This is a genomic window from Agrobacterium sp. 22-223-1, from assembly GCF_053522385.1.
Genome location: NZ_JBNWCN010000001.1, coordinates 708166 through 727824, shown reverse-complemented (window position 1 = coordinate 727824; position 19659 = coordinate 708166). Strand labels below are relative to the sequence as shown.

The window sequence follows — 19659 nt, the reverse complement described above, 5'->3', positions numbered from 1 at the left end:
CATGACGGAAAATGCCAACACAGCCGATGTCAGCGGTTATTCCTTCGAAAAGGCCGTCGCCGAGCTGGAAAGCATTGTCGCACGCCTGGAACGCGGAGACGTGGCGCTGGACGAATCAATCGCCATCTATGAGCGCGGCGAAGCCCTGAAGAAACACTGCGAGACGCTGTTGAACGCTGCCGAAAAGCGAATCGAGAAAATCCGTCTCGATCGTGCGGGCAAGCCGCAGGGTGTGGAGCCGCTGGACGGGGAATGACTGCGTTTAGCGGGAGCGTTTGGACGTGATTCGATAAGGTAGCCACCTGCCGATTCAAACACTCGACGTCATCCTTGGGGCTTGTCTCGAGGATTTGCAATGCATCGATTTTATTGACGTCTTTAGACCCTCGGGGCAAGCCCGAGGATGACGAAGGAGAGGTTTGAAAACTTTCCACGGCCGCAAGGTGTTCTCACAATGTCGTGTTAACAAGGATCGTTGACGCTGCGTTCGATATCGCGATGCTCCCCTCCCCCTCGGTTATGCTAAACTCCCGCCAGACGATACGAGGAGCTTGCGATGTCCTTCTTCCCCGGTAACGATCCCGTCGCGGGTGATGCTTTTGCCTGCGACGCCATCGAGAACCTCATCATTCCCCGCACGAGCGACATTGGCGGCTTTGCCGTGCGCCGCGCGCTGCCGACCCGGCAGCGGCGGCTTGTGGGGCCGTTCATCTTCTTCGACCGCATGGGCCCGGCGATCCTGAAGGCCGGTGAGGCGCTCGATGTCAAACCGCATCCGCATATCGGGCTTTCCACCGTCACCTATCTGTTCGACGGCGAAATCAAGCATCGCGACAGTCTCGGCACCGAGCTTGTCATCCGCCCCGGCGACATCAACCTGATGACGGCCGGGCGTGGCATCGTGCATTCGGAACGCACGCCGGAAAACCTGCGTGGCCACCCGCTTTCCATGTCCGGCCTGCAGACCTGGCTTGCCCTGCCGGACCATATGGAAGAAATCGACCCCGCCTTTGCCCATACGGCCAGGGAAGACATGCCGCTGATCGATATCAAGGGCGCTACCGGCCGCGTGGTGATCGGCGAATTCGAAGGCCTCACCTCCCCCGTTTCGGCCTTTACCGATACGCTCTATGTCGACCTGACGCTGGAGCCGGGGGTGAAATTTCCCTTCTCCGCCGATCATGAGGAGCGGGCGATCTATATTCTGTCCGGTTCGCTCGATGTGGCGGGCGATATTTTCGCCGCCGACCAGTTGCTCGTCTTCCGGCCGGGCGACGACATCACGTTGCAGGCCGGCAGCAATGGCTGTCACATCATGATCTTCGGCGGGGCGGCGCTCAATCAGCGCCGCTACATCTGGTGGAACTTCGTTTCGTCATCAAAAGAACGCATAGAGCAGGCCAAACAGGAGTGGAGAACCGGACGCTTCGATATCGTTCCCGGCGACGAAGAAGAGTTTGTCCCTTTGCCGGAAGGTTGAAATTCTATAGAAGTGTACGACATGCAGGAATGGACCGTCGGCTTTCACCATGAAAGACGCTCCGGTGCCCCCTGCTGACCACGAGAAAAGGCCGAACGATTGACCGGAATGCCCCAGACCCCACTGCTCGACCGGGTGAATTTCCCCTCCGATCTCAAGGAGATCGACGATCGCGACCTGCCGGAACTGGCACGGGAACTGCGCGACGAGATGATCGACGCGGTGTCGAAGACCGGTGGCCATCTGGGTGCCGGCCTTGGCGTGGTGGAATTGACGATTGCCATTCACAAGGTCTTCAACACGCCGGAAGACCGGCTGATCTTCGATGTCGGCCACCAATGTTATCCGCATAAAATCCTGACCGGCCGGCGCGACCGCATTCGCACCCTGCGTCAGGAAGGCGGGCTTTCCGGTTTTACCCGGCGGGCCGAAAGCGACTATGACGATTTCGGCGCCGGCCACTCCTCCACCTCCATTTCCGCCGGTCTCGGCATGGCGGTGGCGGCGGGGCTGGATCAGAGCGACCGCAAGGTGATTGCCGTGATCGGCGATGGCTCGATGTCTGCGGGCATGGCGTTTGAGGCGCTGAACAATGCCGGCGCGCTCGATGCGCGACTGATCGTCATCCTCAACGATAACGACATGTCGATTGCGCCGCCGACGGGCGCGATGAGCGCCTATCTGGCGCGCCTCGCCTCCGGCCGCACCTATATGGGCTTTCGCGATTTCGGCAAGAAACTGACAGCCTATCTCGGCAAGACCATCGACCGCGCCATTACCCGCGCCGTGACCCATGCGCGCGGTTACGTGACCGGCGGCACGCTGTTCGAGGAGCTTGGCTTCTATCACATCGGCCCAATCGACGGTCATTCCTTCGATCACCTGCTGCCGGTGCTGCGCAATGTGCGCGATAACCAGAAAGGCCCCGTCCTCATCCATGTGGTGACGCAGAAGGGCAAGGGTTACGCGCCGGCGGAAGCCGCAGCCGACAAATATCACGGCGTCAACAAGTTCGATGTCATCACCGGCGCGCAGGCGAAAGCCAAGCCGAATGCGCCGAGCTATACCAGCGTCTTTGCCGAAGCCCTGATCCAGGAAGCGACCCTCGACGACAAGATCATCGGCGTCACCGCCGCCATGCCGAACGGCACGGGCCTCGACAAGATGGCCGAGCTTTTCCCGTCCCGCACCTTCGATGTCGGCATTGCCGAGCAGCATGCCGTCACCTTTGCGGCCGGGCTTGCGGCTGATGGTTACAAGCCGTTCTGCGCGCTTTATTCCACTTTCCTGCAACGCGGTTACGACCAGCTGGTGCATGATGTGGCGATCCAGAGCCTGCCGGTGCGTTTCCCCATCGACCGCGCCGGTTTCGTCGGCGCGGATGGACCGACCCATGCCGGTTCGTTCGACACGACCTTCCTCGCCACCCTGCCCGGCATGGTGGTGATGGCGGCCGCCGACGAGGCGGAGCTGAAACATATGGTCCGTACGGCGGCAGCCTATGATGAAGGCCCGATTTCCTTCCGTTACCCGCGCGGCGAAGGTGTGGGCGTCGAGATGCCCGCGCGCGGTGAGATTCTTCAGATAGGCAAGGGCCGCATCATCAAGGAGGGCACCAAGGTTGCGCTGCTCTCCTTCGGCACGCGCCTTGCGGAATGCCTTGCGGCCGCCGAAGATCTCGATGCGGCCGGCCTTTCTACGACGGTCGCCGATGCGCGCTTCGCCAAGCCGCTCGATCTCGATCTCATCCGCCAGCTGGCCAGCCATCACGAGGTTCTGGTGACCATCGAAGAAGGCTCCGTTGGCGGTTTCGGCGCGCATGTCCTGCATTTCATGGCCAGCGCCGGCCTGCTTGACCATGGCCCCAAGGTCCGGACGCTGACCCTGCCCGACCAGTGGGTGGAACAGGCCAAGCCCGAGACCATGTATGCCAATGCCGGCCTCGACCGGGCCGGCATCGTTTCCACGGTGTTTAATGCGCTCGGCCAGCGTCAGGCCGGCGTCGGTTTCGCCGGCTGAAAAGATTGCCGGGACAGGAGGCGGGACGATCCCGCCTCTGCCTCAGGATGCAGCGCCGTCGAGAAAACCGACAACGTTTTCGATCCGTCCCTCGACATTCAGGCTGACGACATCGGTTCCGCCAGCGACATCGTCTCCGTCAGGCGAAATCAGACGCCATGAGAAACGGGTGAAATTGCCGTGGCCGTCCGGGGTGCCTGTGAGTACGAAACGATATCCCGGAAATTTCTGCCGCGCCGCCTCGATCATCGCAGCGATCCCCTGCTGCCCCTCACCCTGCATCAGCGGATCGACATAACGCGTGTTTTCCGACCATGCCTTACCGACGAGATGCCTGCGGCGTTCATTGTCCTCCTCGTTCCAGGCTGCGAGATAGGTTTCGGCGATTGCGAGATGCTGCGTCATGATTGCGCTCCTTCTGGTTGACAGCCCAAACATGCCGAGGGTCGGGAAGCGGAACAATTACCTCAGAGGTAATCGCATTGCCGCTCTCTTCTGCTAGGCTGCGGGGCATGACACATCATCGAGAACATGTCGGCCAGGTGCTGAAGGAATGGCGTGCGCGCCGCAGGTTGAGCCAGCTCGATCTGGCGATGGAGGCGGACATATCCGCGCGCCATCTGAGTTTCGTGGAAAGCGGGCGTTCGTCCCCCAGCCGCGAGATGCTCGCGAAACTGGCGGAGCAGCTTTCCATGCCCGCCCGCGCCGCCAACCGGCTGATGCTGGCGGCGGGTTATGCACCTGTTCATTCCGAACGGCCGATGGATGCGCCCGATATGGCGGCGGCCCGGCAGGCCGTCGAAACCGTGGTGCACGGGCATATGCCCTTCCCCGCCCTTGCCGTTGACCGGCACTGGAACGTCGTTCTCGCCAATGGGGCGATCACGTCGCTTCTGGCTGGCGTTTCCGAAGAGCTGCTTCGCCCGCCGCTTAACGCCTTGAGGCTGAGCCTGCATCCACAGGGCCTGAGTTCGCGCATCGTCAATCTTGCCGAATGGCGTCATCACCTGCTGGAACGCCTGCGCCGTCAGGGCGAAGAGACGGGAGACGAGGTGCTTTCCCGGCTGCATGCGGAGCTTGCGGCCTATCCCGCGCCAAAGGCCTCGCCCCACGCCGCCGGGGCCGATCCTCTGGCCATACCGCTCCAGCTTCACGATCCATCTTCGGGCGGCATATTGAGCTTCATTTCAACCACCACGGTTTTCGGAACGGCCACAGACGTCACGCTGTCCGAACTGGTGCTGGAATGTTTCTACCCCGCTGACGCGGTAACCCGCGAAGCACTGATGCAAGGCACCAAGGAGTAACACCCCGTGCACACCACCTATCTCATCGGCTTTCAGGTCCGCCCCGGCCAGCGCGAGCGCTTTCTCGAATTGCTGAATGCGCTGCTCGACGCCATGCGGCATGAAAAGACCTTCGTGAACGCAACCCTGCACCGGGATGGTGAAAACGAGAACCGCTTCCTGTTGCATGAGACCTGGAGCGACCATCAGGACGTCATCGACGTTCAGATTCACCGGCCCTATCGGCAGGCATGGCACGATGCCCTGCCCGAGCTTCTCGACGCCCCGCGCGATATTTCCGTCTGGCACCCCATGCGGGCGGATCACGCCGCATAGCGACGTGGACGATGGGAAAGCCGCGCGTGCATCCTTTTGCACGCGCTAGGATTTTCGCGACAATATCCGCGGTTCGCCGATTTTGAACCAGGCCCTGGCGATCCTGCCGTTCTCAACTTCATAGATGCAGGCAACGTCGACCTCTCCCTTTCCTTCTGGAAAGTTCCGGGTGACCGTTTCATGGTCGATGACGACATTGCCAACGACAATGCGCCTCAGCAGCTTCCCATAGAGATCCGGTTCCTTGAAGCGCTCGATGTGACGTTCCCGAATCTCTGCCGCGCTTCCTGCCAGAAGCGTCGCCGGGAAAGCGTAATACTGGCAATCATCCGCCCACCAGAGCATAAAGGCATCGATGTCACGGGCATTGTAGGCCTCAAGCTGCTTTTGTACCGGCAGTTCGATTTCACTATTCAAAACGCACCTCTTCTAAAAACGTCGTGGCGAAATGGATTCCTAGACGAGGGAATGTCCCGCATTGAAGGGCTCCGGTTAAAGCCTGATGGCCGTTTCCTCTTTCGCCGTCTTGATGACGACCATGGTGACAAAGCGCGCGACATTGTGCTGGTCGCGGAAGAGCCTGTCGCACAGGGCGTCGAATTCTTCCATATCCCGCAGGCGCAGCATCAGCACAACATCGGTTGCGCCAGTAACGGCATAGGCCTGCGACACGGCCTCTTCGGCGCTCACAATATCCAGAAAGCGGCGCATATGCTGCTCGCCGTGCAATTTCAGCTCCACCGTCACCAGAGCCTTGATCACCCGTCCCGCCTTTGCGGGGTTGAGGATCGCCACGATGCGGTCGATCACGCCCGACTTGCGCAGCCGCTGCAGGCGGCGCAGGCAACTGGATGGAGACAGCCCGACTTCATCGGCCATATCCACATTGGTGCGCGACGCATCGTTCTGCAGAAGGTTCAGTAGTTTCCGGTCGATCCGATCCATGCCGGCAGCATATCGCTCGCCATTAGATTTGCAATAAAATTGCATGAAACTGCAATCTTTGACCGCAAATGCGAACGCGCCGGGATTAGTGAATGGGAACAACCTTCAGGGAGTCTCACATGTCACTTTTCCTGCCCGTCTGGCAAAAAACGCGGGAAACGCTTGCAATCTACTGGGTGCTTGTGCGGATCACGGTTCCAATCGCCATTCTGACCGAGCTGTTGTCGAGGATGGGCGCGATCGAGGCGGTGGCGCCTGCCTTTGCGCCGGTTATGAACCTCATCGGGCTGCCGCCGGAGCTTGGTCTTGCCTGGCTGACCGCAATGCTGGTCGGCATATGGGGTGCGGTGCCGCTCATCTTCACGCTTGTGCCCGCATCGTCGCTCACCGTTGCGGATATCACCGTTTTTTCGGCACTCATCCTGTTCGCCCATGGCCTGCCCATCGAACAGAAGATCATTGAAAAGGCGGGACCGGGCATGATCGTCACCACGGCGCTGCGCGTCGGCGGCGGATTGCTCTATGCCTTCATGCTGCATCACGTTCTGGAGGCGATGGGATGGCTGTCCGCGCCGGTAAACCCCGCCTGGATTGCGATGGGCGCCACGCCTGAATGGACCGCCTATTTCCTCGGTCTCGGGGAAACCATGGTCTGGATGCTCGTCATCCTGCTTGCACTTTCCCTTTGCCTTGAAATCCTCAGGCTGACGGGCCTGCTGGCGCTGATGATGAAAGCGCTCTCGCCCCTGCTGCGTCTTGCGGGCATTCGCGGCGAGGCCGAACATCTTACCGCCATCGGCTTGTTTCTCGGGATTTCCTACGGCGCCGGCTTCCTGATCCGCGAGGCGCAATCGGGCACGATCTCGCCGCGTCAGGTGTTTCTTTCCTGCGTGTTCATGGGTTTTGCCCATAGCGTGATCGAGGACACGCTCGTGGTGATGTCGCTTGGCGCGGATGTTTATGGCGTACTGGCCGGGCGGCTTGTTTTCGCCATTGCCGCGACCGCCGGCATCGCCGCCCTGCTTCACCGCCTGTCGGACGAGTTGTTCTTTGCGCGGATGTTCCGGCTACAGGGCACATAGAGCATTTCCAGGAAAAGTGGGCCCCGTTTTTCCGTCCGGAAATGCGCCAAAACAAAGAGTTAGAGTGTTTTCGCGATTCGAAGAAAAGCGAAAAAACTCTAAGCGGCGTTTCCCGTCTGAAATGACCGACGCAAAAAGGGGGCCTTTCGGCCCCCAATCCATAAGTTCAATCTGAAAGCCCGGCTCAGAACTCCGTCCAGTCCTGATCCTTGGCAGCCGGCGCTTCGGCAGCACCGCCGAAGGCGCGGGCGAGGCTCTGGCCAAGCGCACGGGCCGGCGAGGCGACAGGCCTTGCGGTTGCGGAGGCGGATTTTACCGGCGCCTTGCGGGCCGGTGCGGCCGGCGCGGGCTGGAAGGCGGGCCTGGCGGAAGACTGGCGCGGTGCGGAATATCCGCCGGCACTGGCAACGACAGCGCGTGCGCCATCCATTCTGAACTGGCCGAGCAGGCTGTTCAGTGCTCCCGCTTCGCGGGCCAGCGAGTGGCTGGCGGCGGTCTGCTGTTCCACCATGGCGGCATTCTGCTGCGTGCCCTGATCCATGGTGTTCACGGCCGTGTTGATTTCCTGCAGGCCGGTCGCCTGTTCGCGGGCAGCGACAACGATGGCGCTGACATGGGCATTGATCTCCTCGACTTCCGCAACGATGAGTTCCAGAGCCTTGCCGGTCTCGTCGACCAGATTGACGCCGTTTTCCACCTGCTGGCTGGAAGCGCCGATCAGCGTCTTGATTTCCTTGGCGGCATTGGCGGAACGCTGGGCGAGTTCGCGGACTTCCTGCGCAACCACCGCAAAGCCCTTGCCGGCATCACCGGCGCGGGCGGCTTCGACGCCGGCGTTCAGCGCCAGCAGGTTGGTCTGGAAGGCAATATCGTCGATGACACCGATGATATTGCCGATTTCGCCCGAGGACTTCTCGATTTCGCGCATGGCGGCAACCGCCTTGCGGACCACGACGCCGGACTTTTCCGCACCGGCGCGGGCGCGCTGGACCAGATTGCCGGCATCTTCCGCGCCGCGGGCGCTATCGCGCACCGTGGTGGTGACTTCTTCCAGCGCTGCGGCGGTTTCCTCGATGGAAGCCGCCTGCTGTTCGGTGCGGCGCGACAGGTCGTCGGCGGCGGAGAGCATTTCCGAAGCGCCGGCATTGATCGCGGCTGCGTTCTCACCGACCGTGCGCAGCGCCTGCTGGAGTTTTTCGACGGCGCTGTTGAAATTCACGCGAACCGGATCGATGGCGGGCGCAAAAGGCGTCTCGATGCGATAGGAAAGATCGCCATCCGCGAGAGCGGCAAGGCCCTTGCCAAGCTCGGCGCTGGCAAAAGCGCTGGCGGCTTCGTCCTTGGCCTTTTCTTCCTCGTTGCGGCGGCGTTCAGCCTCCGTCGCGGAGCGCATGCGGTCGGTCTCGCCGGCAAGGCGGGATTTTTCCAGCCCGGCTTCCTTGAAGACCAGAACGGCCTTCGCCATCTTGCCGACTTCGTCGCCACGATCCGTGGCCGGAACTTCCGTCGTCAGATCGCCATCGGCGAGCCTGCTCATCGCCGCCGTCATGCCGACGATGGGCGTGACGATGGAGCGCGACAGCGCCCAGATGAGGGCAACGGCCAGAAGACCGGCGACAGCGCCGCCACCCAGAAGCGCATATTTGAGGTTCAGTGCGGCTGCCTGCTGTTCTGCCGCGTAAGCGGCGGACAGGCCGTTCAACTGCTCCTTGATCTTGGCGGCGGAGGCGCGGAAGCCATCGAGCTGGCCCTTGGCCTGGTTGCGGCCGATCTCGATGATTTCGGAAATCGGCGCTTCGGTCGTCTTGCGTGCGGCGATCTGCGGTTCCGCCAGTTCCTTGAAGAATACGGTGGCGGATTTCTGCATGTCGTCGATGGATGTCAGGATGTCCGGCCGGCCGACAGCCAGCGCGCGGGCCTCATCGAGCTTCTTCAGCATCAGGTCGCGCTGGGCGAATACATCGTTATAAGTGCTGTCGCTGCGAAACAGCAGGAAGCCGCGCTGGTTGACGGCCTGTTCCAGCATGGCTGCCGTCGCGCCATCCACGGCCTGGATGATATCCTTGGTGCGGTTGTTTTCGATCGTGACACGCTCGCTCCCCAGCGTCTGCCAGAATACGACCGCGGAAGCGAGCAGGCACACGCTCATCAAGGCACAGAAGGTGGCTATGAGCTTCAGATTGATGGGGAGGTTTTTAAGCGACATCGCAAACTCTCTCGGCGACCCGATGCCTCGAAGCAAGCGTCTGCGCTGCAACGGCCGCAATTTTGTGGATGGGAGGAGATGCCGTCATGGCAGGTTCCGGTGGCCGCACGGGCCTTGTGCACAAAGTGCAATACAAGCCTTTATATTGGATTAATCGAACATTCTGACTTTGCGGTGCAACATCAATGGGCGACAGCGGGCATCGCTGGCCCCTTTCAGCGATAAATCGCTTGCATCGGCGGGGTTTGGCGGTCATTGACACGGGACCATGTCCAAAACATCTGAAAATGAACGGCTTGACCAGCTTCTCGTGTCGCTCGGCCACTTCGCCAGCCGCTCGCGTGCGCGCGACGCGGTTGCGCGCGGCACCGTGAGCGTCAACGGCAAGATCGTCACCAAACCAAGCCAGACCGTCGCCGGCGATGCCGAAATCGCCATCAGCGATCCGGCGCAGGCCTATGTTTCCCGCGCAGCGCTGAAGCTCGTGGCCGCGCTCGATCATTTCCGGCTCGACCCCTCGGGCCATGACTGCCTCGATGTCGGCGCTTCGACCGGCGGTTTCACCGAGGTGCTGCTGGAGCGCGGTGCCAAACACGTCACCGCCATCGATGTTGGCCACGGGCAGATGCATGCCAGAATCGAGAACGATCCGCGCGTGACCAATCTGGAAGGGCTGAATGCGCGTTTCCTGACGGCGGAAGACATCGATGACCGGCCCATCGGCTTCATCGTCTCCGACGTGTCCTTCATTTCGCTAAAGCTCGCGCTTGCGCCTGCACTCGAGCTTGCGGAAGCCGGCGCGCTGGCGGTTCTGCTGGTGAAGCCGCAATTCGAGGCGGGGCGCGACGCCATCAGCAAGGCCGGGCTGTTGAAAGAACCGGAAACGGCGCCTGCCGTGGCTGCCGAGCTGGAACGCTGGCTGACCGAGGACATGGGCTGGAAAAGCCTCGGCCTCATTCCCTCGCCGATTTCCGGCGGCGACGGCAATATCGAATTTCTTCTCGGAGGCGAAAAGCCATGAGCACACAGACCGTCACCATCAAGAGCCTCGGCGCGCAGGGCGACGGCATCGCGCACTGTCCCGACGGCCCGGTCTATGTGCCCTTCGCGCTGCCTGGAGAAACGGTCGCGATTGCGAAGGTGAAAGATCACGGCACCGTCATGTCGATAACGGAAGCCTCGGCGGAGCGCCGTGAACCGGCCTGCCGCCATTTCGGCCCCGATGGCAAGAACGGCACCTGCGGCGGCTGTTCGCTGCAGCATCTGGCCGATCAGCCTTACCATGCCTACAAGCGGGAGCTGGTGGTTTCGGCACTGAAATCGAAAGGTCTGACGCCGCCGGTGGACGATCTCGTCATCTGTCGCCCCGGCGAGCGCCGCCGCGCGGTGTTCGCCGCCCGCAAGACGGAAAAGGGCCTGCTGCTCGGTTTCAGTCAGGCGAACAGCCATCACATCGTCGCTATCGAGGAATGTCCCGTCACCTCGCCCGGGATCGTCTCGCGGCTGGACGCTATCCGCGCCATCGGCCTTTCCATGGTGGCGAATGCCGAACCGTTCCGCATCACCGTTCTGGAAACGCTCTCGGGTCTCGATATTTCGGTCGAAGGCATCAAGTCGGTCAGCGACAAGCAGCGGCGCACACTCACGGAAACGGTGCTTGCCATGCGCGGCATTGCCCGTGTTTCGCTCTCAGGTGAAATCCTGATCGAACCGCAAAAGCCGATCATCGAATTCGGCGGCGTTGCGGTTTCCCCGCCGGCCGGCAGTTTCACGCAGGCGACGAAACAGGCGGAAGACGCCATGGCCGAGCTGGTTCTTGGCCATATCGGCAAATCGAAGCGCATTGCCGATCTCTTCTGCGGTTCCGGCACCTTCGCGCTGAGGCTCGCACGCATCGGCAAGGTGCATGCGGTGGAAGCGGAAGACAAGCCGCTGAAGGCACTGGACTTCGCCGCCCGCAACACACAGGGCCTGAAGCCGGTGAGCGTCGAGAAACGCGACCTCTTCCGCCGGCCGCTGATGACAAGCGAACTGAAGAATTACGATGCTGTCGTGTTCGATCCGCCGCGCGCCGGTGCGGAATTCCAGTGCAAGGAACTGGCCCGCAGCACGGTGAAGAAGATCGTTGCGGTGAGCTGCAATCCGCTGACGCTTGCGCGCGATCTTACCATCCTCACGGAAGGCGGCTATCGCATCACCCGCGTCACGCCGGTCGACCAGTTCCTGTGGTCGCCGCATGTGGAAGCGGTGGCGACGCTGGAGAAATAATCACCAGGCCGTATCGACCGTGCCGTTACCGACCACGCCCGAGCAGCGGCAGGCGCCGCCCACGCGGCCCCGCTCGATGGGGCATACATAGGGCCGGCGGCGATTGGCGCTCTCCGGCGGGGTGATGACGCAGACGAAACGGGCGCGGCGCTGGCGGTCGCGATTGCGGCCGGAATAATAATCCGAGCCATCGTCTTCGGTAATGACGGATTGCGCCAGAATGACATTGCCGGCGGAAGCCGCCGGAGGGCGCGTTATCGCCGCCGCTTCGGTGACAGTGGCGGCGCAGAGGAAGACGGACAGGGCGAAAACGACGTGACGCATGCGGGTGGCTTTCGGGCGATGACGTTGCATTATTTAACCCAACCCATATTGCCCGGTTGCTTAACCGCAAGGAATTCCTGCCGGAACGCTTAACGACGCATGAATGCCTCGAAGGCGGCGCGCGCTTCGGCGCTTTGCAGCTGCGCGATGAAATGACGGCCTTCCTCTTCGATGCGGGCGAGAAGAGCGTCCGGGTTGCCGCGAACCAGATCGCGGGCGATCTTCAGCGCCTGCTGCGGTTTGGCTGCAAGCCGGGTGGCAAGCGCCAGCGTTTCGCTCTCCACATGTTCAGGGGCGACGACTTTCCAGATCATTCCGGCCTGTAACGCCTGTTCAGCAGTAAAACCTTCGCCCATGGCAAGCAGCGCAAAGGCGCGCTGGTGGCCGATGAGTTTTGGCACGAGCAGGCTGGAGGCGGCTTCCGGCACGAGCGCCAAATCCACGAAAGGGGTCTTGAACAGGCTGCGGCTGGAGGCGACCGTCAGGTCACAATGCAGGTTCAGCGTCGTGCCGATGCCGATGGCGAGCCCGTCGACGCCGGATACCATGGGCTTTTCGAAAGCGACGAGCGCTTTCAGGAGTTCCAATGCGGCGAGTTTGCCCTTTCCGCCCGACATGGCGAAGGCGAGAAAATCAGCCATGTCATTGCCGGCGGAGAAGCAGCCTTCCGTGCCGAGAAAGGCGACGACGCGAATTTCCGGGTCCGCATTGGCGGCGTGCAGGGCGTCTGCCATGCGCAGATACATGGCATCGGTGATGGCGTTTTTCTTGTCCGGCCGGTTGAAGCGGATGGTCAAGACATCAGGCGCATGGCCGACGCGCTCGACGAGAATGTGTTCGTCCGACATCTGAAGCTCCTCAAGCCAATACGGTGCGGGCGGCGGCAAGGCTTGCCGCACCTGATATAACGCGGTCCTTCAGCGCCGCCGTTTCCGCCAGCAGATTTTCTGCAGCGAAACGGCAAAGGGCTGCGCGATGTCCGCCCCTGCCATCATCGACGGCGGCCAATGCGCCCTTGGCGAGATATGCGCCGGTGAGCGCCAGACCGAAGAGGCGCTGATAGGGCGTCGCGCCGGCGAGCGCGGTTTCGGTTTCGCCTGCCTTGATGCGGTCCAGCAGCCAGTCGGTCGCCGTTTCCAGATCGCCAAGGCTCGCTTCGAGATAACGGCCGGTCTCGCCGAGATCGTCGCGGTTCGAAGCGGCTGTGCGGGCGGCGATCTCACGCAGTTCGGCGATGAAACCGCGCACCTGCGCGCCTTCGGAGAGCGGCAGCTTGCGCAGCACCAGATCGATGGCCTGAATGCCGTTGGTGCCTTCATAGATCGGCGCGATGCGGGCATCACGCAGATAACGCGCAGCACCGGTTTCCTCGATGAAGCCCATGCCGCCATGCACCTGAATGCCCATGGAGGCGACATCGACGCCGGCATCGGTGGAAAAGGATTTGGCGATGGGTGTCAAAAGGGCAGCGCGCTCCTGCCAGTGAGCGCGCTGCCGGGCGTCTTCAGTCGCATGCGCCATATCGATGGCGTGCGCGCAGCTGAAGGAAATCGCCCGCGACCCTTGAGTGAGCGCCTTCATCGTCAGAAGCGTTCTGGCGATATCCGGGTGTTCGATGATCGGGCTCATGCCGGAGCCTTGCCAGCCGGGCGCCTTGCCCTGCGTGCGCTCCCTGGCATATTCGATGGCCTTCTGGGTCGCCGCTTCGCAGATCGCCACACCCTGCATGCCGACGGCAAGGCGGGCGTTGTTCATCATGGTGAACATGCAGGCGAGCCCCTTGTTCTCCTCGCCGATCAACCAGCCAAGAGCGCCCTTCCCTTCGCCGAATTTGCCGTCGCCGAAGATCATCGTGCAGGTGGGCGAGCCGTGAATGCCGAGCTTGTGTTCCAGAGAGTGGCAGAACAGATCGTTGCGGCTGCCCGGCGCGCCGTTGTCATCGGGCAGGAATTTCGGCACGAGAAACAGCGAGATGCCACGCGTGCCGGCCGGCGCATCCGGCAGGCGGGCGAGAACGAGGTGGATGATATTGTCCGCCGCGTCGTGTTCGCCCCAGGTGATGAAAATCTTCTGCCCGAAGATGCGGTAGGTGCCATCACCATTGCGCTCCGCCCGGGTCTTCAGGACACCGAGGTCAGAACCCGCATGCGGCTCGGTGAGGTTCATCGTGCCGGTCCATTCGCCGGAGACGAGTTTCGGCAGATAGGTGCGCTTGAGGTCATCGCTGCCGTGGGCGACAAGGGCTTCCACCGCGCCCATGGTCAGCGTCGGCGCCAGCGCAAAGGCCATGGAGCCGGAATTCCACATTTCGAGAGCGGCGACATTCAGCATATGCGGCAGGTTCTGGCCGCCGAATTCTTCCGGCGCCGTCAGGCTGTTCCAGCCCGCTTCCGCCCAGCGGCGGTAAAGATCGGCCCAGCCATCCGGTGTCGTCACCTTGCCGTCGGCAAGCTTTGCGCCCTGGCGGTCGCCGATCTCGGCGAGCGGCGCGACCTCTGCGGTGGCGAAACGGCCGGCTTCGTGCAGAATGGCATCGACCAGATCTTCCCCAAGGTCTCCCAGCGCACCCGTCGACAGCGCGTCTTCAAGACCCGCTACATGTTTGAGTGTAAAGGCGATATCGTCCACCGGCGCGCTATACATGCTGCCTCCTCCCGAAGCTCTGGCATCTTGCTACTGCCTTCGGGCTAAATGATTTTTACGTAAACGTCAATTTGAAAATTCCCGTCATTTCGGCGGGATTGTTATAAAACTGTCATATGAATTTGCTCAGCATGCGCTGAAAGGCGCCTCGCCGCCGCCGCTCCCACACCGGAACGACGGACGCCTCCCTCCTCCCATCCAGCCGGTCAGGACTGCCACGATGGATCTCGTAACGCCCGTTATTCCCGGCCTTGTCTGGGCCTATCAATTTCATCCCGGTACGGCCCCGTGCCGGCGGCTCGCGCCCGATGCCGGCTTTCACGAAATGGCAGAGTGCGAAGGCTTCTTCTGGCTGCACCTCAACCTCGCCGATCAGCGTGTCGCGGGTTTTCTCGAGACCATAGAGGGTCTCGATCCGGCGGCGCGGGCAAGCCTTACGACCCATGAGACGCATCCCTCCATCGTGGTCGATGAAAAATCGCTTTACGGCACGCTGGTCGATTTCCAGCGGGAATTCGACAAGGAAACGCGCGATTTCGGCTGGCTGCATTTTGCGGTGAGCGACCGTTTCATCATCACGACCCGCCTGCAGCCGCTGCATTCGGTGGACCGGCTGAAAGCGGCGGTCGACAAGAATTCCAACCGTTACCTCACGCCATCACATGTGTTCGAGGGGCTAGTGGCGGAATTCCAGCGCTCGCTCATCAATCTGGTGATGGAGACGACGGAAGAGCTGAACGCCATCGAGGATATGGTCTATGACAGCGAGAACCGTGACGAGCGGCGGCGTCTTGCCCCGCTGCGCCGCACCGTGGTTCGCCTGCACCGGCATCTGCGCACCGTGCTGACCCTGATGCGGCGGGCTTCGGCCGCCGATGATGACGAGATGCCGAATGGTTTCGAGGATGTCGCCTCACGCCTGATGGGCCGTCTGGAGGCTGTCGACCACGATGTCTACGCCCTGCAGGAGCGGGCAAGGCTGCTGCATGAAGAAATCGATTCCAAACTCTCGTCGGAAACCAACCGGCACCTTTATATTCTGTCGCTGATGACGGCATTCCTGCTGCCGCCCTCGCTGGTCACCGGTTTCTTCGGCATGAATACGGATGAGCTGCCGTTTACCGTCGGCACGGGCGGCACGCTGTCGGCCAGCATCTTCATCATGATTTCGGTTGCGCTCGCCTGGTTCGTGCTGAAGCGCGCGCGGATCTTGTGACAGCAAAAAGCCGCCCGGTGGCGACCGGACGGCTCTCTCGATTGAAGCGGCTCTATCAGCCGTAAGGCGAATAGCAGGGCTGGCGCGGGCCGTGATACGGCTGGAACGTGTTGCTATAGGCATCGTAGGAACGATAGCGGCCATAGCACCAGTTCACATGCGCGCGGCTCATGCCGCCACGATAGACCGGGCGATATTCGCGATAGACCGGGCGCGGACGATATTCCGGTACCGGGCGGTAGACTTCACGCGGCTGCGAGAGTGCGCCGCCGATGATCGCGCCCGTCGCAAAGGCTGCGAGCGGGAACCAGTAACCGTCATGGTGACGATAGCCCGGACGGTAATCGCGATAACCACGGTGGCCGCGATACCAGCCGCGACGATCGCCCCAGCCGTCGCGATCACGCCAATATTGCACGTTCACGATATTCTTGCTGGCATCGTTGCCTGCGGTCTCAACGCTCTTCGGCGCGATCGGCAAAGGCATTGCTGCTTCCGCCGGAACAATCGCTCCCGCAACCACAATCGCAGAAAGACCGACAGCCAGGATATTCTTCATATAGCTTCTCATCTGACTTCCTCCATTCACGACGGTCAACAGGCCGTTCTCCGTGAATAATAACACTTTTTTATTCTCATTCGGCCAGTTTTTCGGTCTGGCTGGAACATTGCAGGTTGCAGGCTAGGCGTTTTCGCCTGAACCCAGCATTAACGATCCCATCACGCTTCGTTTACCCGATCCGGCAGCGGCAAAACAAAAGCCCGGATCAAAATCCGGGCTTTCGAAAGTCCTGTCAGCGGCTGTAAGGCGATACGCATATGCGGCGCGGACCGCTGCTCGGCTGATAGCTGTTGTCGTAAGCGCGGTAGGACCGCCAGCGGTTCTGGCACCAGGAAACGTGGCTGCCGCCATAGGTCGGACGCGGCTGCTGCATGGCGCCGCCGATGATCGCACCGGCCGCAAAGGCAGCGAGCGGGAACCAGTAACCATTGTGATAACGGTAACCCGGACGACGATCGCGATAGCCGCGGTGACCGTTATAATAGCCGTCACGCGGGGGGCGCGGGCGATACATGCGGTCGCCATGCCTGCGGTCGTATCGGCGGTCCCATTCACGGTACTGCACCGGCACGACATTGTCGGTCGAAACCGCCGGCTTGGGCATCGGAACAGGGACCTGGAACGCCTGCGACGGCGTAAAGCTGGTGAGGAACACGATCATCGCCGTGGCGACACTCGTTGTCCGGAAATTCATCATGATCTTCCTCCGTTTGCTTCAGCGCGTTGGACCCGCGCCTTTTCACCCACTCGCTCTTGTCGGAGATATGGGACAGCCCCGTTTCATGCCCGAAAAGAATTCGATGACGTGCAAACGAGTTTAGAGAAATTTGGTTCCAAGACAACCATCCGGTGAAAGACGTATTAAATGAAACGCCTGCTCGTATCAGGCTTCCACCTTTACATCGGTCAACGGGCGTGAGCAGCAGGCGAGAATATAGCCTTCCTCGATTTCCTCATCGAGAATGCCGCCATTGTGGTTCATCTCCACCTCACCGGAAAGCTTCAGCACCCGGCAGGTGCCGCAAATCCCCGATTCGCAGGCCGCCCCGATACGGACCCCGGCAGCGCGCGCCGTCATCAGAACCGTCTGGCCGGGCTGGCAGGGCATTTCTTTGCCGGAAAGGGTGAAACCCACCATCGACAGCGCTTCGCCATCCGCACCGGTAAGCACGGCTTCACCGACGGTGACCGGCGCGGCCGGCGCGAAGCTTTCCTGATGATAGCGGCTCATGTCGAAGCCGGAGGCATCGAGCATCGAGCGGACGGCGGCCATGAACGGCTCCGGCCCGCAGCAGAAGACGGTGCGCTCCATGAAATCATGCGCGAGCAGCGCGATCTTGGCCTTGTCCACCATGCCCTTGAGGCCGGACCACAGATCGGTGCGGCCGCATTTCTCGACAATGAAGCCGAGAGACAGGTTCGGCATGAAGCGGGCGAGATATTCCAGCTCGTGACGGAAGACGATATCGCCGGGTGTGCGCGAACAATTGATGAAGGCAATATCGCTCTGCGGGGCGCGGTCGCTCATATCGCGCACCATCGACATCATCGGCGTAACGCCGGAGCCTGCCGAGATGAACAGATATTTGTCGCCGGGATGTTTGACGTAGGAAAAGTCGCCGAGCGGTCCGAGCGCCCGGATTTTCATGCCGGGTTTCAGATTGTCGAACATCCAGCGCGTGCCGATGCTGTTGGCCTGCGCCTTGACCGTGACCGACAGCGCATAGGGCCGCGACGGGCTGGAGGACAATGTGTAGGTGCGGTAAAGCGGCTCCTTGCCCACCGGCAATTCCAAGGTGACGAACTGCCCCGGCAGATAACGGAACCAGTTCTGATCCTCTGAGCGGAACAGGAACGTCATCACATCGGGCGTCTCGGGCGTCACCGAGATGCACTCCAGAAGCTGGAGCTTGTCGCTCCATGGCTTCATCTCGTCAATATGCTTATAGGTCACAACCATATTCATCTTCGCATCACGCTACAGCCGAAAGCCGGGCCTTATCGCCGGAGAGCCGGTCGACCATGAAATCGGAGTACCAGTTGACGAACTGCATCACGCCGCCCTCGTCCTCCATGGAATAGGGGCCGGGCTCGTAGGCCGGGGAACGAATGCCGAAGGCATTTTCCTCGACGATGCGGCGGTCCTGATCGTTGGTCTCGTTCCAGACGTGGGTGAGGTCCTCGAGATCGTAGTCCACGCCTTCGACGGCATCCTTGTGCACCAGCCATTTGGTGGTGACCATGGTTTCCGTGGCGCTGAGCGGCAGCACCCGGAAGGAAATGGTGTGGTCGCCGAGGAAGTGGTTCCAGGTCGTCGGGTAATGGAACAGGAGCAGCGCGCCGATATGGCTGATGCTGACATCGTCAGACAGCGGCCGGCGCACGGCGCGCTTACCGGACATGGTGTAGCTTTCCGCCTCGCCGATCAGCGGCATGCGGGCGACGCGGAACTGGCCCTTGGGGTCGATCTTGAAACGGCTCGGCAGGCCGGCGGCCTCGCAGCGCGCCCAGTGGCCGCCGATCTCGGGATCGCTCGCACCGCCGTCCGTTCCCGTCACGCTCGGGTTTTCGGGATAGGTGCGGCAGAGTTCCGGGTGGTTGGCGGCGCAATGGTAGCACTCGCGGTTATTTTCCCAGACGAGCTTCCAGTTGCCCTTTTCGATGATCGTGCTCTCATGCGCGACCTTCGCTTCCCAGATGCGGTGCGGCGCCATGTAGCTTTCGACTTCCCTGCGCATGGGCTCGAAATCGGCCGGCTGATCGGCAAGGCAGATGAAGACGTAACCGGCGACGGTTTCGCAGGCGACCGGCTTCAGGCCGAAATCGCCCTTGTCGAACTCTTCTCCCATGTGACGTGCAAACAGCAGCTTGCCGTCGAGATCGTAGGTCCACTGGTGATAGGGACAGACGAGGCGGGCAGACTGGCCCTTCTGCGTGGTGCAGACGCGCGAGCCGCGATGGCGGCAGGAATTGTGGAAGGCGCGGATCTGCCCGTCGCGACCGCGAACGATGACCACGGAATAGGCCCCGACCTGCACAGTGAAATAGCTGCCGGATTTCGACACTTCGCAATCATGGCCGACAAACAGCCAGTCGCGATACCAGATGGTTTCCATATCCAGCTTGAAATAATCCGGGTCCGTGTAGAAGGGCTGTTCCAGGCTGAAGCCTTCGCGGCGGTTTTTCAGCTGGCGCAATACGGTATCACGCAATTCCATGGCCAAATCCTCGATCAAACCGCCCTGCCCGACACCATTTGCGGGGTTGCGGAAGCATGTACTCATCTAAACAC

General features: G+C 61.4%; 20 protein-coding genes. 9 read left to right on the top strand and 11 right to left on the bottom strand.

The features are described 5' to 3' along the window. Position 1 precedes the first annotated feature (1 nt). The 3 genes from ACQZ60_RS03550 to dxs all read left to right on the top strand — a co-directional run bounded on the left by ACQZ60_RS03550 (position 2) and on the right by dxs (position 3499). Positions 2-256, top strand: a complete 255-nt coding sequence (locus ACQZ60_RS03550) for an exodeoxyribonuclease VII small subunit (protein ID WP_003503059.1) — start codon at positions 2-4, stop codon at positions 254-256. A gap of 300 nt (positions 257-556) precedes the next feature. Next, a complete protein-coding gene (locus tag ACQZ60_RS03545; protein WP_065654322.1) occupies positions 557-1480 on the top strand; it encodes a pirin family protein in 924 nt (307 codons plus the stop codon). Between the two features lie 99 nt (positions 1481-1579). Further along, positions 1580-3499: a 1-deoxy-D-xylulose-5-phosphate synthase gene (gene dxs, locus ACQZ60_RS03540; RefSeq protein ID WP_448734766.1), complete on the top strand. Its 1920-nt coding sequence runs from the start codon at positions 1580-1582 to the stop codon at positions 3497-3499. 42 nt (positions 3500-3541) lie between these two features. Here dxs and ACQZ60_RS03535 read toward each other — a convergent pair whose 3' ends face one another. After that, positions 3542-3904, bottom strand: a complete 363-nt coding sequence (locus ACQZ60_RS03535) for a nuclear transport factor 2 family protein (RefSeq protein ID WP_448734765.1) — start codon at positions 3902-3904, stop codon at positions 3542-3544. A gap of 107 nt (positions 3905-4011) precedes the next feature. Here ACQZ60_RS03535 and ACQZ60_RS03530 point away from each other — a divergent pair, with 107 nt between their 5' ends. Continuing rightward, positions 4012-4806 (top strand): helix-turn-helix domain-containing protein, encoded by a 795-nt coding sequence (locus ACQZ60_RS03530; protein ID WP_448734764.1) that lies wholly within the window; start codon positions 4012-4014, stop codon positions 4804-4806. Between the two features lie 6 nt (positions 4807-4812). Further along, complete coding sequence (locus tag ACQZ60_RS03525) at positions 4813-5121, top strand: putative quinol monooxygenase (RefSeq protein WP_059760809.1); 309 nt, start codon at positions 4813-4815, stop codon at positions 5119-5121. A 45-nt stretch (positions 5122-5166) separates the two neighbouring features. On the opposite strand, the gene ACQZ60_RS03520 is transcribed toward ACQZ60_RS03525, so the two are convergent. Together ACQZ60_RS03520 and ACQZ60_RS03515 are read right to left on the bottom strand one after the other, a co-directional pair. Next, complete coding sequence (locus ACQZ60_RS03520) at positions 5167-5538, bottom strand: nuclear transport factor 2 family protein (protein ID WP_448734763.1); 372 nt, start codon at positions 5536-5538, stop codon at positions 5167-5169. A gap of 75 nt (positions 5539-5613) precedes the next feature. Further along, a complete protein-coding gene (locus ACQZ60_RS03515; RefSeq protein ID WP_078051176.1) occupies positions 5614-6066 on the bottom strand; it encodes an Lrp/AsnC family transcriptional regulator in 453 nt (150 codons plus the stop codon). 119 nt (positions 6067-6185) lie between these two features. Here ACQZ60_RS03515 and ACQZ60_RS03510 point away from each other — a divergent pair, with 119 nt between their 5' ends. After that, positions 6186-7148 carry a nucleoside recognition domain-containing protein gene (locus tag ACQZ60_RS03510; protein ID WP_448734762.1) on the top strand — a complete coding sequence of 321 codons (963 nt, stop codon included), beginning with the start codon at positions 6186-6188 and terminating at the stop codon, positions 7146-7148. 184 nt (positions 7149-7332) lie between these two features. On the opposite strand, the gene ACQZ60_RS03505 is transcribed toward ACQZ60_RS03510, so the two are convergent. Continuing rightward, positions 7333-9354 carry a methyl-accepting chemotaxis protein gene (locus ACQZ60_RS03505; RefSeq protein WP_448734761.1) on the bottom strand — a complete coding sequence of 674 codons (2022 nt, stop codon included), beginning with the start codon at positions 9352-9354 and terminating at the stop codon, positions 7333-7335. A 268-nt stretch (positions 9355-9622) separates the two neighbouring features. Here ACQZ60_RS03505 and ACQZ60_RS03500 point away from each other — a divergent pair, with 268 nt between their 5' ends. Both ACQZ60_RS03500 and ACQZ60_RS03495 read left to right on the top strand, forming a co-directional pair. Then, positions 9623-10375: a TlyA family RNA methyltransferase gene (locus tag ACQZ60_RS03500; protein WP_137452285.1), complete on the top strand. Its 753-nt coding sequence runs from the start codon at positions 9623-9625 to the stop codon at positions 10373-10375. Continuing rightward, on the top strand, positions 10372-11622 hold the full coding sequence (locus ACQZ60_RS03495; protein WP_448734760.1) for a class I SAM-dependent RNA methyltransferase: 1251 nt from the start codon (positions 10372-10374) through the stop codon (positions 11620-11622). The genes ACQZ60_RS03500 and ACQZ60_RS03495 overlap by 4 nt, the downstream gene beginning before the upstream one ends. Here ACQZ60_RS03495 and ACQZ60_RS03490 read toward each other — a convergent pair whose 3' ends face one another. The 3 genes from ACQZ60_RS03490 to ACQZ60_RS03480 all read right to left on the bottom strand — a co-directional run bounded on the left by ACQZ60_RS03490 (position 11623) and on the right by ACQZ60_RS03480 (position 14589). Beyond that, entirely contained in the window at positions 11623-11946 is a 324-nt protein-coding gene (locus ACQZ60_RS03490) for a hypothetical protein (RefSeq protein WP_003521066.1), read from the bottom strand. 89 nt (positions 11947-12035) lie between these two features. Continuing rightward, the gene (locus ACQZ60_RS03485; protein ID WP_448734759.1) at positions 12036-12794 is read right to left on the bottom strand and encodes a crotonase/enoyl-CoA hydratase family protein; all 759 of its coding nucleotides are present in this window, start codon (positions 12792-12794) and stop codon (positions 12036-12038) included. A gap of 10 nt (positions 12795-12804) precedes the next feature. Next, entirely contained in the window at positions 12805-14589 is a 1785-nt protein-coding gene (locus ACQZ60_RS03480) for an acyl-CoA dehydrogenase (protein ID WP_448734758.1), read from the bottom strand. 220 nt (positions 14590-14809) lie between these two features. Between ACQZ60_RS03480 and ACQZ60_RS03475 the strand changes: the two genes are divergently transcribed. Then, complete coding sequence (locus ACQZ60_RS03475; protein ID WP_269828058.1) at positions 14810-15805, top strand: transporter; 996 nt, start codon at positions 14810-14812, stop codon at positions 15803-15805. Between the two features lie 55 nt (positions 15806-15860). Here ACQZ60_RS03475 and ACQZ60_RS03470 read toward each other — a convergent pair whose 3' ends face one another. The 4 genes from ACQZ60_RS03470 to ACQZ60_RS03455 form a co-directional block, all read right to left on the bottom strand. Further along, positions 15861-16376, bottom strand: a complete 516-nt coding sequence (locus ACQZ60_RS03470) for a BA14K family protein (protein ID WP_020808794.1) — start codon at positions 16374-16376, stop codon at positions 15861-15863. A gap of 223 nt (positions 16377-16599) precedes the next feature. Beyond that, positions 16600-17064 (bottom strand): BA14K family protein, encoded by a 465-nt coding sequence (locus ACQZ60_RS03465; RefSeq protein WP_080852582.1) that lies wholly within the window; start codon positions 17062-17064, stop codon positions 16600-16602. A 186-nt stretch (positions 17065-17250) separates the two neighbouring features. Then, a complete protein-coding gene (locus ACQZ60_RS03460; RefSeq protein WP_020808792.1) occupies positions 17251-18333 on the bottom strand; it encodes an FAD-binding oxidoreductase in 1083 nt (360 codons plus the stop codon). Positions 18334-18340: 7 nt separating this feature from the next. Continuing rightward, positions 18341-19585 (bottom strand): aromatic ring-hydroxylating oxygenase subunit alpha, encoded by a 1245-nt coding sequence (locus tag ACQZ60_RS03455; RefSeq protein ID WP_031233390.1) that lies wholly within the window; start codon positions 19583-19585, stop codon positions 18341-18343. Between the last annotated feature and the right edge of the window lie 74 nt (positions 19586-19659).